The organism is Pseudomonas sp. AB39(2026) (assembly GCF_059831485.1).
In genome coordinates this window covers 1,187,125-1,203,951 of the sequence record NZ_CP195212.1, presented here as the reverse complement: position 1 = coordinate 1,203,951, position 16,827 = coordinate 1,187,125, and the positions used below count along the sequence as shown (strand labels likewise).

General features: G+C 63.2%; 11 protein-coding genes. All 11 read right to left on the bottom strand.

The features are described from left to right. Positions 1-54: 54 nt before the first annotated feature. Positions 55-573: an Hcp family type VI secretion system effector gene (locus ACSAMW_RS05270; protein WP_500592998.1), complete on the bottom strand. Its 519-nt coding sequence runs from the start codon at positions 571-573 to the stop codon at positions 55-57. A gap of 131 nt (positions 574-704) precedes the next feature. Beyond that, positions 705-3,200: a type VI secretion system membrane subunit TssM gene (tssM, locus tag ACSAMW_RS05265; RefSeq protein ID WP_500592997.1), complete on the bottom strand. Its 2,496-nt coding sequence runs from the start codon at positions 3,198-3,200 to the stop codon at positions 705-707. Beyond that, positions 3,197-4,138, bottom strand: a complete 942-nt coding sequence (gene tagF / locus ACSAMW_RS05260) for a type VI secretion system-associated protein TagF (RefSeq protein WP_500592996.1) — start codon at positions 4,136-4,138, stop codon at positions 3,197-3,199. Before tagF ends, tssM begins: the two co-directional genes overlap by 4 nt. Before the next feature lie 31 nt (positions 4,139-4,169). Next, positions 4,170-8,099 (bottom strand): type VI secretion protein IcmF/TssM N-terminal domain-containing protein, encoded by a 3,930-nt coding sequence (locus tag ACSAMW_RS05255; protein ID WP_500592995.1) that lies wholly within the window; start codon positions 8,097-8,099, stop codon positions 4,170-4,172. A 27-nt stretch (positions 8,100-8,126) separates the two neighbouring features. Next, the gene (gene icmH / locus ACSAMW_RS05250; RefSeq protein ID WP_500592994.1) at positions 8,127-8,840 is read right to left on the bottom strand and encodes a type IVB secretion system protein IcmH/DotU; all 714 of its coding nucleotides are present in this window, start codon (positions 8,838-8,840) and stop codon (positions 8,127-8,129) included. Next, complete coding sequence (gene tssK, locus ACSAMW_RS05245) at positions 8,837-10,180, bottom strand: type VI secretion system baseplate subunit TssK (protein ID WP_500592993.1); 1,344 nt, start codon at positions 10,178-10,180, stop codon at positions 8,837-8,839. Before tssK ends, icmH begins: the two co-directional genes overlap by 4 nt. After that, on the bottom strand, positions 10,173-10,832 hold the full coding sequence (gene tssJ / locus ACSAMW_RS05240; RefSeq protein WP_500592992.1) for a type VI secretion system lipoprotein TssJ: 660 nt from the start codon (positions 10,830-10,832) through the stop codon (positions 10,173-10,175). Before tssJ ends, tssK begins: the two co-directional genes overlap by 8 nt. Before the next feature lie 38 nt (positions 10,833-10,870). After that, the gene (gene tssH / locus ACSAMW_RS05235) at positions 10,871-13,465 is read right to left on the bottom strand and encodes a type VI secretion system ATPase TssH (RefSeq protein WP_500592991.1); all 2,595 of its coding nucleotides are present in this window, start codon (positions 13,463-13,465) and stop codon (positions 10,871-10,873) included. Then, positions 13,462-14,532 carry a type VI secretion system baseplate subunit TssG gene (tssG, locus tag ACSAMW_RS05230; RefSeq protein WP_500592990.1) on the bottom strand — a complete coding sequence of 357 codons (1,071 nt, stop codon included), beginning with the start codon at positions 14,530-14,532 and terminating at the stop codon, positions 13,462-13,464. The genes tssH and tssG overlap by 4 nt, the downstream gene beginning before the upstream one ends. Further along, a complete protein-coding gene (gene tssF, locus ACSAMW_RS05225; protein WP_500592989.1) occupies positions 14,496-16,328 on the bottom strand; it encodes a type VI secretion system baseplate subunit TssF in 1,833 nt (610 codons plus the stop codon). The genes tssG and tssF overlap by 37 nt, the downstream gene beginning before the upstream one ends. Beyond that, entirely contained in the window at positions 16,328-16,810 is a 483-nt protein-coding gene (gene tssE / locus ACSAMW_RS05220) for a type VI secretion system baseplate subunit TssE (RefSeq protein ID WP_500592988.1), read from the bottom strand. The genes tssF and tssE overlap by 1 nt, the downstream gene beginning before the upstream one ends. Between the last annotated feature and the right edge of the window lie 17 nt (positions 16,811-16,827).

Genomic DNA, 16,827 nt, shown 5'->3' with positions numbered 1-16,827 from the left:
AGGGTGTCGGTAGCAGGCCATTGCCGAATGCAATGGCCCACCCGTGTTACCTGATCAGGCGAAAGGCTTGTTCGCCGTGCGGTCCCAGCCGCCGGTTACATTACCGCCACCCTGGCCGTCGGCACGGCTCTGCTGGGTGTAGGTGGTCTTGATACGCGCATAGTTGAAGCGGATCTCCTCGGTAGGCAAGTCTCCCATGGCTTCGTTTTCACCGGTCAGGTAACTGCCGGCCTGTGCTTTCACCAAGGACACCACCACTTCTTCCAGGTTATAGGTCAGGTACGTTACCTTGTCACCGCCAGCACGGTTGACGTTCAGCTGGATCTTTGGAATGTGCGTACCTTTGCAGCAGGCCTCGAACAGTTTGGCGGAGGCCTTGTCGACCCTTTTGCGAATGCTGAAGTCGCTCAGCGCTACGCGCTCGGAAGACGCGCCACCTGCAGAGCTGGCCGTAGCAGACGTGGCCTGGGTGCCCTGAAATTCAAAACCCAGTATTTCAATCCAGTCCTTGTGATTTGCGTCCAGCGCTTCACCTGGGATGTCTTCGATCTGGATATATGCATCAAATGCCATTTGTCACTTCTCCTTTCTTGCATGGCGGGCACAGTAGCGGCCCGTTGATTGACCTCGCTGAGCCTCCAGCGGGCCTAGAGGCCCTGGCGCCTGTTCAGGCGCCAAGGCTTCAGTGTTCTTGAACCTGAATGTCAGTTGAGCGCGCGCACCTCGATTTCCACCCTGCGGTTGGGCTCCAGGCACTGAATCAATTGGGCCTTGGGGAGCTGCATATCGCACTTGACCAAAGGTTTCTCGCTGCCTTCACCCACCGCTTCGATCAGGGCAGCGGGCACGCCCTTGCCGATCAGGTAGGTCTTGATGGTTTGCGCACGCTGCTGGGACACCTGAAGGTTGCCTTGGCGGTCCCCCAACTGGTCTGCATGGCCGCCGATGATGATGCGGCCGATGTTCGGGGTGCTAAGCAGCTTGCCCGCGATGGCACTGAGCTGGCCCTGGCCCTCGGTTTTAAGGCTCTGGAAATCGGCGCGGCCAAAGGCGAACAGGGTGTCGGACTCCAGCGTGATGGTTTCGATGGACCGCAGTGACTGGGAGAGCAGGCTGTCGATGTAGTTGCGCGAGCTGGAGGCCAGGAACGCGTTCTCCAGGATGTGGGGCACGTCGGGCTCATGGATCTGGTCGCTGTAGAAGGTGATCTGGCGGCTGGCCAGTTCATAGTCGCTACCCTCGGCTGGCGTGGTGTCACCCGAGTTCATGGCACGGCCGGTTTTCTCGGCGATGGCGGGGTACCAGTAATCCGGCATCCGGGCCTTGAGCACGGCAGGGTCGGCGGTTTCCCGCTGCGCCCGCGACAGCATCAGGTACGTGGTGAGCGTGGCCTTGCCAAAGTCGGCAATGGATTGCGCACGGTTGTCTGCCGGTAGCGCACGGGGCTCCACGCTGTCCACGCCCGTTACCGGTGTGAGGGTTTTGGCGTTGCGCTGGTACACCTTGATAGTCGTCAGCAGGTACAGCGAGCGTGTGAGGTTGTCCGCCGTGGGCTTGAGCATCACCGTCTCCAGCCGGCTGAAGTAGCGCTCGCGTACGGCAGGTTCTACGTTGTAGCCCTGGTACAGGCCCAGGCGCAGGCGCAGCGGTACCCCCTGCTGGTGATGGCGCTGGTAATAGTCGCTGGCCTGCAGGCGAAGCCGGTCCAGGGTATGCCAAGGGGTGTAATGGTCAGGCTGGGCCGCATCCAGCGCCTCTGCCGCCGCCAGCTCACTTGCCAGGCTGTCCAGCTCGGCCTTGTTGTTCCAATACGACCAGCCCCACAGGCTGCACACCATCAGAGCAATGACCATGGCCGACCCCACCCACAGCGCCTTGCGCCGGTGTTCGCGGCGGTTACTGGTGTACAACGCCACCAGGTGCTGGTCGGGAATGATGACCTTGCGGAACAGGCTGTTAATGAACAGCGGTTGCGCCAGGGGGTTGGGGGTCACGGCGGCCTGCTCGGTGTGCAGGCCAAAACGCTGCCGAACCTGGCGGGTGTATTCGCCGGTGTCGGGAGCGTCGGCATCCAGCGCACTCGTGAAGTAGAACCCACGCAGCAGCTCGGCGCTTTGGTAGGGGTTGGCTTGCAGCAGCGCCTGCACGAACTGGCTCAACCGGGGCTTGAGTGCGGCCAGCTCCAGAGGGAAACGGTAAACGGTCGCGTCCTGCCGGGTGATCTGAATGTCCTGGTTGACCAGTTTCTGTTCGGCCACCGCCTGCCAGTACCGCACCAGCTCATCCATGGCGCTGTCGAACCGCTGCCCCCAATCTGCCCGTGCGTAGTCGGCATGGGCAAAGGTCTTGCCCATCACCTCACCACGGCCTGCGTCATCCAGGTGGCGGTAGAACCCGCTGAAGCCAGGGACCAGGTCGCACTTGGTAAATACCAGGTACACCGGCAGGCGAACGTCCAGCAGGGCATGGGTTTCCTGGATACGCTCGCGCAGGCGCTTGGCGAGGCGCTCCTGTTCCTCCCACGACCCCTGCATCAGGTCATGGATGCTCACGGTGACAATGAGACCATTCAAAGGGCGGCGCTGACGATGCTGGCGCAGCAACTGCAGAAATGCGCGCCATTTTCCGGCCTCTTCAGGGCTGTCCATGTAGCGCCCGGCCGTGTCCAGCAGCACGGCCTCTGAACTGAAGAACCAGTCGCAGTTGCGGGTGCCGCCCAGCCCAGCGACCCGCACGCCTTCTCGTTCGGCATAGGGGAAGTTCAGGCCAGACTGGTACAGCATCGTACTTTTGCCAGCAGCCGGCTGGCCCACCACCAGGTACCAGGGCAGGGCGTACAGGGCATCCTGCTTGTTACCTGTACGGGGCTTGTTGGCGTGCAGGCGTTCGATGCTCTGCAGCAAACGCTCGCGCAGTAGGCTCACTTCTTCACGGTCTGCAGGGCTGGCATTGAGCACGGCCTGGTCCGCATCCTCACGCAGCAGGTGCTCTAGGTTAGGGTGGCGAGACACACCTCGGTAGAGCAGCAGCACATAGCCGGCCGAGAGCACGATGAACACACCGATACCGGCCAGCAGGCTGTTCAACGAGCTGAAGCCCAGCGCGGCGCCAGCGCCCCACACCAGGAACATGCAGAGGAAGAAACACAGCCCCAGCAAGTAGGGTTGGTAGCGCAGGCAGTAATACTTGATCGTGTTCATACGGGCTTCACATCCAGCGCGCCAGCAAATTGGTGCATAACGTTAAATAGAGGGCGGTCCGGGTCGATGGCCTCGGCCAACTGGCGCCCGACCGCCGTAGGCGCCGTAGCGGGCGCCGTATCGGGCGCCGTAAAGGGCGCACGCTGTTCGGGTGTCTCCGCCTGGGCCAGGGCCTGGTACAGCCCAGTGGCTGCCCTGGAGCCAAAGCAGTAGAGCCGCGGGTGCATGAAGTCGTCTGCCAGCACGCTTACCGCAGGCGCCTGCTGGTGCGCATCGAGCCGGGACAGCCAGTCCACCCACAGGTCGGCAGTCGGGTTTTTCAGGCCCCGCTCAGCCGGCAAGGGCAGGCAGGCCACCGGAGCTTCGGCCTGGGAACGCGCATGGAGGGTGGCCTGTAGGCGCGCCAGCATCACCTCGGTGGCGCGTACGGGGGCGGCGCTGTTCAGGGCGGTGCTGATGTCCGTAAGGGTGAAGTTCCACAGGAATTTTTCGTGCACCTGGTCAAACAAGGCGAAGTCCTGGCTTTGCAAGGGGCGCAGCGCTTCTATCCGTTTGAACAGCACAGCCTGTGGCTCACCCTGTAGGGCCAAGTGCAGCAGGGGTTTGATGCGCGCACTGAACAGCTCGCCCAAGGTGAAGGGGTTGATGAACGCTGCGGCGTTCTTGGGCTTCACGGCCTGGAAGATAAAGAACGGGTAGCGCCGGGCGCTGGCATCCCGGGAGCTGATCAAGCCGCCGAGCAGGGTGATGCCTGACCGCGCCCGATAGGCAAAAAAGCATACCGGCAGCTGGTCGAACACGGTTTTCCAGTGTTCGTGGTGCTGCAAGCCCGCCAGGGCCGTTTGCAACCAGCTGTCAAATTCACAGGCTTCGGCCGTTGAGCCATGAAAGCTCACGAAGTCCGAACTGGCCGGTATCTTGCCAAAGCAGCCGATCATAGGCCGCACCCACGGGGCAGGCACAGGCGCTTCACTTGTCACGCCCCTGGGGTGAGGCAGGCGCGCTTGGTGAATTAAGTGCGCTCAGCGCCTTTACATTGGCCAGGTCGGTGAGCTTCACACCCCCATAGTTGCGAACGGTCAGGCTCACCGGCCCATTGGCGGTGTTCCAGCTGAAGCGCTGCTGAATGCCGTCCAGGTCTTCTACGCGGGCGCTGTCGTTCATGCGCAACAGGCCCCACCGGCCGGGGTAGTCAAACACCGTCACGCGCTCGCCTGCCAAGGTGATCACGTCCAGGCGAGCGCCGGGCGCGGTGGTGGTGCCTGGCCAGGAGAAGCGGCTCCAGCTGGTCTTGCCGTTGCGGTAGTGCTGGGCCTGCCCGTCCAGGGTGAAAATAAGGTCCGTGAAACTGCCGGAGGGCTCCAGCATGATCTCGAAACCATTGTCCTTGTCGGACAGGCTGGCAATCACTTGGCCCACCGAGCTGGCCTTGTCGATGCTGTTGACCATGGACGGGTTGACCAGCGGCGCCTGCCGGGAACTGCTGCCCATGCCCAGGCCTTCACCGCCCGACAGATTGCCGATTTCATTGCGCTTGAACGCGGGAAGCAGGCCCGATTCCGGGTCCACGAAGCGTTGCAGGTCCTTGACCGAGGCCTCGTTGCGGCTACCCGGTGCGATAGGGTACCGGTGCGCCATCACCTGTTCCCAGGGCTTGGCGATCTGCTGGGCCCATGCTTTGGCGATCTGCTGGCCTGCGGGGTCGCGCAGGGTTTCCCACGCGAATTGTATGGGCAGGCTGAACAACCCTTGCAGGGAGGCTGATAGCCCACCCTGGCTGGTATCCACCGTGGTTTCCACATAGTTGCGGGCGTTGGTGACTTCGCTGGGCTGGCCTTCGAGGGTTTCGCTGATCAGCTGTTTACTGCTTTTACCCACATCCTGGGAGCGCTGAATATTGTTCATGCGCACTTTCAACTTGCGCAGCGCCGCCAGGTAGCGGTCCATCACGGTACTGTCGGCGCCCTCGGCGTTCTGGGCCGCGAACAGCCGCGATACGGGTTCGAAGCGTTTGGCGAGCGTGCCGTCATCCACCTGGGGCAGGGGCGAGGCCAAGGCATTGGCGGCCTTGGGGGCGTTGTCGAAAAGGCCGGTTACCTGAGCCCAGAAGGAGTCGTCTGGAAGCTTGCCGGCAGGCGCCGGCTGGCGTGGGGCCGGTACATCCCATTGGGTGTTTTCGTTCACGGCCGACAGCAGCGCCTTTACCGGGGAGTTCACCACGTCGCTGAGCAAGGACAGTTGCTGGGTAGCATTGCCCAAATCGGTGAAGTGGCGTACGCCCACGGCCTTGAGCAGCGTGTACCAGGCCTGTGCGTAGTCGCGCTTGTAGCGCCCCATGAACTCGCGAACGAAATTAGCCTTTTGCACCAGGCTGTCGCCCCCTTCGCCATCGAGTACCCAGTCCGATTCATTGCGCAGGTTGGTGGACACCAGCTTGATCAGTTCAGGTTTGACGAAAGCGTCCCACCCCTGGCGCGTGTACAGGGCCGGCACGGCTTCCCCGCCGTAGAGCAGGTCCCGGCCCGGTGGGGGCACCAGGTCATTGAGGCCGATGGCCGGGAATTGCCGGCTGGCTTCCAGTTGCAGGCGCAGGTATTCACGGTCCACCAGTGAGCTGGAGATCATGAACCCTTTCAGGCTTTTGCGCGTAGCCTCTATCAAAGGTTCGTTACGGGGCAGCGTGGGGGCCTGGCCGTTACTGACCAACTGAACATACAGGGCCGTGTTCCCTCGGAGGGTGTCTTCTGTGGCAGGGGTTTGATCGCCCACGGTCTCGGCCCAGGCCAAGGGGAGGGCAGCGCTGATGAATTCAGGGTCCGGGTGGCTGCTGGGTTGGGTCAGCATCAGGTACAACTTGAGTGTGTTGTACGCTTCGATAATGGACGCCACTTGTTGCTCATCCAGGCGCCCCAGCATCTCCTCGGACAGCGACAGCCCGCCGGTAGTCGCGGACAGCTCTGCGGCGTCGCCTGCCGTGGCGGGGTTGCGTACACCGTCAAGGGCTGCCTGACGGGCCTGGGACACGCCTTGCCTGGCCAGGCCTTTGGCGCTGTTGCTCGCACTGCCGAGGCTGCGAGGCAAGCTACCCAGGCTAGGGGTGCCGGAAGGCTTCAACGCTTTGACCGCGCCGTCCACGTACGCCTGACGTGCCGAGGGCTTGCCCGCCGGCTTGGTGTTGGCGGGCGCGAACGCCTCCTGGGGGTTCACCGCGTCGGCGAACTCGTTGAACGCCCGCAGGCGCAACTGCAGTTTGAGGGCTACAGGCGACAAGGCCTGGGTCTGCAATTGCTGGAGGTAAGCCGGCTGGACCAAGGCATAGAGGTCATCCCCACGGTACAGCCCGGCACCCAGGCGGAACGGCACACCCTTGGCGCGGTACTTCTCGATGGCCAACAGCTCGGTGCGCAGCAGTTCCAGGCCTTCGCCCGAGGCCAGGCGTTCGGTGCGGTCCGGCGCATCCACCAGGCCGTGCACCCGGTGCTGTACCGAGGCGATCCAGTCCCGGTTGTTCTGGAAGGCCAGCGCCTGCCAGCCCAGTACGGCCAGCCCTGCCAGCGCGCCGGCGCCGATAAGGGCGGGTGCCAGTGCACGGCTGTGTGCGGTGCGGGCTTGGTGCAGGGCCAGGTCACGGTCGGGAAAAATCACCTGCCGGAACGTGTCGGTAATGAAGTAGCTGCGGTCTCCCACCTTACGGGCAACCGCCTCGTCCTGGGTTTGCGTTGGCACAGCCGCAGGCTTCAAGGCGAAGGACTCTGCCAGGTCGTCTTCGTACACCCGGCTCAGTTGCTGGTCGGTCTGCAGCGCACTGGTGAAATACAGGCCCCGCAGCAATAGCGGGTTGTGCCCGTGGCCCGGCTGTACGAAGTGCCCCAGGAACTGCTCCAGCACACCTGCCAGCTCGGCAAAGTAGTTGGGGAAGTTCAGCAGGGCGCTGCTGGCACCGGCGCCCAGCGCTGCCATGTGGGCGTCCACATGGTGCTGGATGCCCGCGTGCAGGTTGGCGAATTTGCGGTCTAGCACGGCTCGCAGGCCGTGGGCCTGGAACTCCGAGAGGGCGAAGGTCATGCCCAGCGGCTGCTGGCGCCCGTGCAGGTCCAGGCTGTCGAAGGTTTCCTGGAAGCCTGGCAACTGGTCGGTCTTGCTCAGCATCAGGTAGATCGGGGGCAGGGCATTCAGGGCACGGGTGTACTGCTCGATGCGCGCCACCAGCTGCGCCGCCATCTCTGCCCGTTCCGACAGGGTGGCCGCCAGCAGTTCCGGCAGGCTGGCGACCAGCACCAAACCATTTACGGCGGCTTTCTTGCGCTGCTTGGCCAACAGCTGAAGGAAGGCGGCAAATTCGTTGGCAGACGGGTCGTCCTGCACATAGCGGCCAGCGGTGTCGATCAGCACGGCCTCCGGGCTGAAGTACCAGTCGCAATGCTGGGTGCCGCTGTCGTGTTCGTTGTAGCGGCTGGCAATGCTGGCCGACAGGCCAGAGCGGGTAAGCAATGAGGTTTTGCCCGCGGCAGACAGCCCGATCACCAGGTACCAAGGCAGGTCATGCAGGGCCGAGGCGCCACCCCCGCCTGCGGAGCGGTCGGCCCGCAACAGAGCAATGGCGTGCTTGAGCCGGTCGCGCAGCACTTGCTGGTCCCGCAACTCGGTGTGGGGAGCGAGCGAGCGGTCCACTTCGATCTGAACCAGGTGCTCAAGGTTGTGCTCGATGCGAATGCGCCGGTATTGGCGCAGTACGATCAGCAGCACGAAGAACGCGGTCACAATGGCCATGGCTTCCAGCACATGGTGGCGCCACCACGGCAGGCGGGGTGCCAGCAGGCCGCAGACCAGCAGGCTTGCCAGCCATAGCACTGGAATAAGGAACCAGAAGCTTTTCAATGCGCGGAGAAGTCTTTTCATGTCGTCCTGGACTCGTTACCTGGCCACTCAGGCGCTGAACAGCTGGCTGATGTGTTCGGAAAGCGCCGCTACGTCGCGGCCCAGCAACCAGTCCAGGGTGAGGTACACCCCCACGCACACCAGGGCAATCAGGGCCAGGTAGACCCACACAGGTATGTCGTACCGCAGCATCTGCGACACTTGGTCGGGCAAGGCCCAGTCCGGTGACAGGGCCTTGGGTGCGGTGCGGTAGCGTGCAATGTCCTGGCCCAACGTGTTGGCCAGGTAGCGCAGTTGGTCTTTTTCCGCCAGCCCGAACTTGCCCTCGAAGCCCAGGGCCAGGCACAGGTGATACACCTCCAGCACATCCAGGTTGCCTTTCACGTCGGCGCGCAGGGCGTCCACCTTGTCGAAAAAGCCTTGCCCGGCCAGGTGTACGCCGAAGTAACGGAACTGCAGCGGCGACAGCTCGAAGTGGGCGCGCAAGTTGGAGTCGCCGGACCGCAGCACGCTTTCGTCCAGAAAAGCACACAGGGCGTACTGGGTGTCTTTGACCTGTTCCACGCTATAGCCGGCCCGGCGTGCCTCATGCTCCAGGGTGGTGAAAAAGCTGTCCACGCTGGCTTCAAAGGCCTGAACGGACGAGACCTCGCGGCCACGGCGCACAATCAGCACCATGCTGATGAAGTCCTGAACCAGTGCTTTCAAGGTGGGTGTTGCAGGGGCCGCGGCCATGGCGCCCGGAAGCACGGCTTCAGTCATTTGAGTACCGCCATCAGTTCAAGCTGCAGGTTGGTGAATGCGCTAGGGGTATAGAAGGAGAGGGCCTGCGCGGCCATCATCCGTTCGTACACGCGCCCATGGGGCTCGATCGCGAAATAGTGGTTGTCCAGCCGCACGGGAATGGCGTTGGGCAGCCGGGACGCGTGAACCAGGGTGGCCCCTGGCATGGCGCTGTTGACCACCACTTCGATGTCTTCGGGCGAGCCCACTTTGATGGCGCGCGGCACCAGCTCCAGCAGGGTGGAGCCGGGCATGTCGGCATGCACGCACAGGTAGAAATCGGCCTGGGCCAGGCGCGGGTCCTGGAGCTGCCCTTGCCAGTACGACGGCTTGACCTGGTTGAGGTGGACCGTGATGCACTGGTTGGGAATCACGTTGTCCAGCAGTACCCGAATCATGGTGTCGAGCTTGACCAGCGAGGCCGCCGGGTCGTGGTGGTCGTACTCGGGAATGTCCTTGAGCTCGGTATCCAGTGAGAACGTGAGCAGGCCGCCGGCCAGCTCTGCCAGGAACAGGTACAGGCGTTCGGGGTGCAGGCGCGGGTGCGACAACAGGTGAGCCAGCTGTGGGTACGCCCGGTTCACGGTGTTGAGCAGCCAGAACAGGGTCACGTCGCTGGAGCCGAACTCGGCGATCTGGTCGGCCCGTTCACGGCGCCGGCCGGACAATACGTTGCTCTTGGTCTGGAGTGCGCCCAGCAGGCGCTGGCTCAGGCTGGCCAGGGTGTCGTGGGTACCCAGGTGCAACGTGGGGTGCACGAAGTGGGTGTCCAGCATGAAACCACCCAGGCTGTTGCGAGACAGCCGCGCGACGGGGCAATAGCTGTAACCGTCCAGGCTGTCGCCGTCCACCAGCATCACCACGTTCAGCCGCAGGCTGGTGATCTCGTTTTCCAGGTCACCTTCGTTGAGGTCGGGCAAGGTATCGAACTGCTTGCGAAACCGCCGTGCGCTCTGCTGCGCCTGGCCGTCTTCCACGTAGTTCAAGCCAAAGGGTTCGGGCAGCTTCAGCGCGGCATACACCTTCAGATCGGTGCCCTTTACCAATGCTTTCAAATCCCTCGCGGCGGGGAGGGGGTCGTGCTGGGGCGCATCGAACAGGGTGCCGTCGGGGAACACCAGCTTCAGGCGCTTCAGTTGCAGCGAGCCACTGGCCAGCGCTTCCTCATCGATGCTCAACGCCTGTACGCCCCAATGGAACGGCGTACTGCGCAGGGTCGCCTCGGCGAGCTGGTGTTGGTGGAATTCGTCCTGGTACTGGAAGTGCTGTGGCAGAAGAAACATCCCCTCGGACCACATCACGCGGCTGTGTTTACTCATGCTGGCTGTCCACGGGTGAATCGGCATGTACGGGAAGGGCGTTGCTGGCGGACAGTTGCGCCTCGGTGGGTGGCTTGTTCAACACATCGACGCCACGGGCGGCCAGTACCTGGTTGTTGTCGACCAGTACCCGCAGGCCCTCGGAGGAGAACCAGATACCGTCCTTGCGCAGGGACCTGGCATCGAACGCCACCTTCCAGCGGCTGTTCTCATCGTTGCGGAAGAAGGCGGCCACCCCCACATACTGGGCAGCCGGTTGCAGCGGCCACTGGTCCACCTGGCCCAGGCCCGGCAGCAGAGTGATTTCCTGGCTCTCCACCAAGGTGTTGCCCAAGGCTTGCTGGGCGTTATCCCACAGGGTATCGGCATCGATGGAGGCGAAGCGCTCCAGCGTGGTGAGCTGGTACACCCGCATCACCACCGACAGCGGCTTGCCGGTGGCGTCCAGGTTCAGCTGGTTGCCGCCATCGGCGGTCAGGATCAGTTTTTCCTTGTCCCCGAACAGCATGTCGCCTGCCCAGGTGTCATCCACGCGCTTGCTCGCCCGGTCCGTGACACCGCAGGCGGCCAACGCGGTGGCTACTATTAGCACGGTCAGGCCTCGTGCCCAGCACGCCTGCTCGTGAAACCGCCCCATGTATTGCCTATTCATGACTGCTACCTATGAACGCTTGCCAGGGAAATGCCCGATCAACTGAGGTGATAGGCGAAGTCGCCATCGCTGCCCAGTTCGATGTCCAGGCGGTGGATGGGTGTGTCTTCGGCCATGCACGCCAGCACCCGCTGCGCCAGTTCGGGCATCAGGGTTTTGGACAGGATGTTGTCGATGTTCCGGGCGCCGCTGTCCACCTCGGTGCAGCGCGCCGCGATGGCCGCTACCAGTGCAGCGTCGTAGCCCAGAACGGCGTGGTGATTGCGCTCGAAACGCTGGGCGATGCGCGCCAGCTTCAGGGCGACGATGCGCTCCAGTACGCTGTCCTGCACCGGGTAGTACGGCACGATGGTCAAGCGGCCCAGGAACGCCGGCTTGAACACCTGATTGAGTTCATCGCGCAGGCCCTCGACGATGGCCTCGGGCGTCGGCTGCTCGGTGGCGTTGAGGCACCACTGCATGATGCGGTCGGTGCCGGTGTTGGAGGTGAGGATGATCACGGTGTTGCGGAAGTTGATCTCCCGGCCTTCGCCGTCGTCCAGCACGCCCTTGTCGAACACCTGGAAGAACAGCTCCAGCACGTCCGGGTGGGCTTTCTCCACTTCGTCCAGCAGTACCACGCTGTAAGGCTTGCGGCGGACCGCTTCGGTCAGCACGCCACCTTCGCCATAGCCCACGTAACCGGGGGGTGAGCCCTTGAGGCTGGAGACGGTGTGGGCCTCCTGGTACTCGGACATGTTGATGGTGATCAGGTTACGCTCGCCGCCGTACAGGGTGTCGGCCAAGGCCAGGGCGGTTTCGGTCTTGCCCACCCCGCTGGGGCCTAGCAACAGGAACACGCCAATGGGCTTGTTCGGGTCTTCCATCTGCGCCCTGGACACCTTGATGCGCTTGCCGATCTCCAGCAGGGCATGGTCCTGCCCCAGTACGCGCTCCCCTAGCAGGCTAGGCAGGCGTTGCACGGTATCAATTTCATTGCGCAGCATCTTGCCCAGTGGAATGCCCGTCCAGCCGGAGATCACTTCGCCGATGGTGCCGGCGTCCACCTGGGCATGAACCAACGGCTGCTCGCCTTGTACGGCGGCCAGGTCGGCCCGGGCGGCGGCGATGGCGTTCGCATCAGGCGTGGCGTGCTCGCTCAGCGCTTTGAGCGCTTGCACCTGCTCCAGCTCCTGTTGCCATTGCTGTTCCAGGGCAGCCTTGGTGAGCTGGGCGGCCTGTGCCTGTTCCTGGAGGGTCGCCAGCCGGCGAGCATGGTCGGCGCCTTGGGCGGTTTCCTGCTCCAGCACGGCGATTTCCGCGTGCAGGTTCTCGATCAGGCGCAGGCTGTCTTCCAGCCGGCCGGGCTGGGCGGACTGCGCCAAGGCCACGCGGGCACAGGCGGTGTCCAGCACGCTCACGGCCTTGTCCGGCAGCTGGCGGCCGGTGATGTAACGGTTGGACAGGCGCACGGCCTGAACCAGCGCTTCATCCAGCACGGTCACCTTGTGGTGCGCCTGCATCTTGGCCAGCAAGCCACGCAGCATGTAGATAGCTTTTTCTTCGTCTGGCTCTTCGACTTTCACCACTTGGAAGCGTCGGGCCAGGGCGGCCTCTTTCTCGAAATACTTTTTGTACTCAGCCCAGGTGGTGGCCGCGATGGTGCGCAATTCGCCACGGGCCAAGGCAGGCTTTAGCAGGTTGGCCGCGTCGTTCTGCCCGGCCTGGCCCCCGGAGCCGATCAGGGTATGGGCTTCATCGATAAACAGGATGATGGGGTGCAGGCTACGCTTGGTTTCCTCGATCACCGACTTGAGGCGGTTTTCAAATTCGCCTTTCACGCCCGCGCCCGCTTGCAGCAGGCCCAGGTCCAGAGTGTGAATGGCAACGTCACGCAGCACGGACGGCACTTCACCCTGAACGATACGCAGCGCCAGCCCTTCGACCACCGCGGTTTTCCCTACGCCGGCCTCACCCGTGAGAATGGGGTTGTTCTGGCGGCGGCGGGTGAGGATATCCACCATTTGCCGCACCTCGAACTCGCGGCCCAGCACGGGATCTATCCGGCCTTCGCGGGCGCTTTGGGTCAGGTTGACGGTGTACTGGTCCAGGGCCGGGGTTTTGCCGTTGCCCTTGGCCATGGGTGCTCCACCGGCGGCCTGGGCCTCGGGCCTGGCCAAGCGGGCTTCAGGGCTGGCCTCCAGCAAGCCCGCCAGGTTGACCCGCAGGTCATCGGCATTGATCTTGTCCAGCTCCGGGGCAGAGGCGACCACCACGCGGCGCAGGGCGTCATCGTCCAGCAGGGCCTGGATCAGGTGACCCGTGCGTACCTGGCTTTGGCCGAACTCGATGGAGGCCAGCAGCCAGGCCTGCTCGATCATGCGGGTGATATGGGGCGACAGCGCGGGGGTGCGGGTGTTGCCGGTCTTGAAGGTGCCCAGCGCGGTCACCAACTGAGCCTGCAGCCGCTCCGGCACCACGTCGTAGTGGTGCAGGATCGCCGGCAGGTCGTTGCCCTCGCCATCGAGCAACTGCAACAGCAGGTGCTCCACCTCCACATCGTAATGGCGCTCGGACAGGCACAAGGCCGCGGCGGCTTCTGTGGCGGTGCGGCTGGTGTCGTTCAGCTTGGCGAACAGCGACTTCAGGTTCACAGGGAAACCCCATCGAAAGGAATAGAAAAAAGGGCGCAACGGGAGGGCGCGACATCGCGGCCTGGGCGCTTGAGCCAGCCCAGCCAGCCCAAGGCCACACCCCCCTCGCGGCCGAGCTGGGCCAGGGGTACGGCCTCGCGCCTGAGGATGGGGGACAGCTGCACGTCCAGTTCCGGGCCGGCGTAGAAACGCACCAGTTCCACCAGCTTGCGGTAGCCCGGTGTGTTGGGCTGGAAGCGGCGGTAGTCCGCCAGGGCCGACGGCCCCAGTTCGATACGCACGCAGGACTGGTAGTCCCACACCCGTTGGCCCACGACTGTGCTTTGCCCAAGAGCAGCGTTCCGGCGGCCCAGTTGTGTGCGCTGGCTCACGTCCAGCTTCAGCCAGCGCCCTGCGAAAGGTTTCACCTTGAACGGCAGCGAGAAATAGAAACTCAGCATGCGTTCCAGGTTGAGCGCGTTACGCGGCTTTTGCGCGAACAGCCCAGCGAAATAGGTGAACAGCGAAGGGCGCAGGGAAGAGCCGTTCTGGGTGAACTGCCGCTGCTGGGCCTGTGGCCCGAAGCCCACCAGGTTGAGCAGGTAGCGGTCGAAGCGCGAGCTGCCATTGCGCTCGTACTCGATGTGAAACTTGTATTTCTGCCAGGCCTCGTAGAACAACGTGGTCATGCGATGGGAAAACACATCGAGAAACGCATGGGCCGCGTCGTCGCGGTACTGGATGTGCCGCTCCAGCAGCAGCTCCGTATAGGGGCGCGGCAATACGCCAGACGGCCCCACCAGGCCCATGAACGTCACCTGCACGTCCGACAGGGGCAGCCCTGCCGCCGACACCCGGCCTTCGTGCTCGAACCGCAGGTCGCTCACTTCACTGGCCGGAAAATTGAGCGACAGCAGCGACCGAAACCGCAACGGGTCTTCATGCGGCCGCGTGTGCAGGTCCATGCGGCCTGTTCTGCTGTAATGCAGCCTGAGCAGGCGCACCAATTGGAAAAATTCGAATCGGTACGGCTCAGCCCGGGCCTGGTCGATCAGACCAGGGGTTGATCGCCGGTTCGCGGGGGCCATTGGACCACTCTCTTTTCACGTTGCAAGGTGCGCAGGGTTAACTGGGTAAAGCTGTTGAGGCTGCAGTACTGGCCGAAGAAATGGTCCAGCACCTTGCCGAACAGGAACACGCCGCTGCCGATGTACTGGGTTTCGTCGAAGGTGAGCGTGATGCCGGTGCCGCGCACGAAATTGGGCCGAGGGTGGCCAATACGCGCCACCACCGGCTCGCTGCCCACCGACGTAATGCCGTTGATCTGTTTGCGAATGGCCGAGGTGTGGCGATAGTTGTAGAGCGATAGCAGCTCCAGCAGCACCTCACGGCCTTGGCTCACCAAGGACATGTGGTTCAGGGACAGGTGCGAAATCAGCCGCCAGATCACCCCGTTGCCCAACGGTACCCGCACCGACGCCGTCGGTTTGCGCAGGCAGCGGATGTGGGTGACCACGGAGTTGCCCGGCAGTATGAAATCACCATGCTCCCCACCCATGGGCAGCATCAGCGGCAGGTCCCGGTTACTGCAGGTGAGCCCGATGCTCAGGGTGTCGTCGCCGCCTTCGATCAGCTCCAGGTCCCGGTCCACCACTCGAATGAACATGTTCGACCCATTGATGTGCTGGGCCTGCACCGGCCGCCGGCGGCCGATCCAGAAGCTCTGGCCCTGGCCATGTTCGGCACGGGGTTCGAAGAACGGAGGGCACGTGGCAACCTGGTCCACGCCGCGGATTTTCCGCACCCGCCGCACCTGGTCGATGGACACCACTTCGGCCGCACTTTGCAGGCGAACGTCGGGGATGACCGCGTACTCATGCTTGGCATGGCTAAGCTTGATGGGCTCGGCCTGCTGGCGAAACAGGTTGATGACGGGCGTGCAGTTGAGCTTGAAGTTGCCGCGGCCCAGGGTTTGGGTAAGCCGTGCCAGGCGGTCGTTGAGGTCGTAGTCGGAGAAGTACACATTCACCACCACGCTCTCCAGCGCTTTGCCGGCCAGCGGGCGCTTGAGGCCGGCCAGGTCAAAGAACATGAATTTGTCCGGGAAGGTGAAGTACTCGTGCAGCAGGCGGTACCCCAGGAACGAACGTTCGGCGTAGTCCACCAGGCCTTCTTCCAGGCCATAGCCCACGGCGCTCAGGGCGTGGGCGGGCAACTGAACTTCCCGCGTACGACCTTCGTCTTCGAAACTGAGTGTCACCTTGGCCACGTTGTTGAACAGCAGCTCGTACAGCTGCAGCATCAAGGTGCTTTCCCCATCCAGGAAGAACCGCAGGCTGTCCAGGTCCATCTGGCCAAACAGTGCATTGGTGCCAGCGCTCAGGGTCAGCCGAAGGTGCGCCACCAGGTCCGCGCTATGCCCATTGAACGCTGAGCGTTCCATTTCCACGAACGTGGCCTGTTCCACGGCCACAGGCCACAGCGCCACCGGGTAGCAGGTGCGGAACTTGCACACCACCCCGTCCACGGCATTGGCGTGCAGTTCGGTATGCCGGGGGACGTGGTAGGCCTCTGTGACCTTTTCCTGGCTGCCCGGGCTCAGCTCCACGATGGACATAGAGGGGGTAGGGCGCAGGTAGTGGGGGTACATCGTTTCCAGAAACGCTTCGACGATTTCCGGGAATTCATCGTCCAGCTTTTTATGCACGCGGGCGGCCAGAAACGAAAACGCTTCGATCAACCGCTCGGTGTGCGGGTCTTCGCAGTGGTCGCCCTCGATCAGCAAGCGCGAGGCGATTTTCGGGTACTGGCTCGCGAACTCCTGGCCGAGAAAGCGCAGGTGCGACAGTTCCTTTTCGTAGTAGGGCAGCAGGTCGTCGAGCATCAGTTGAGGTTCTGTACGGTGTATTCCTGGGTATTCACTTGCAGCACGGCATCGAAGGACACCTGCCTAGCGATATCCCGCAGGTGCAACACGGCGTCGATGCGGAAGGTGAGCATGCGTTGGCCGGTCTGTTGTGGCAGTACCTGAACCTTCACACTGCGAAAGCGCCGGTCTCCTTCGGATATGGCCTTTTCCAGCTGGCGCTGGATCAACAGCCGGTCCTCGGGTGCCAACACGCTCTTGCTGGTGAAATCCGGCATGCCGTAATCGAGCAGGGTGCCGTTAAGCCCCGGAAAGGGGCCCAGTTCTTCAGCCACCAGCGAGCGGCGCGTATTGACCAGGATTTCCAGGTCCCGAACGATGCTGGCCTTGTAATCGGCCAGCGAACACAGCTGCTGCGACGACACCTCGCTGGCCTGATGGGGACGATCGTCCAACAACCGGTCCAGCAAGGAGGGCAGTAGTCTGTGTTGGCTGGTCATGGTGCCTCCTTGGCAAT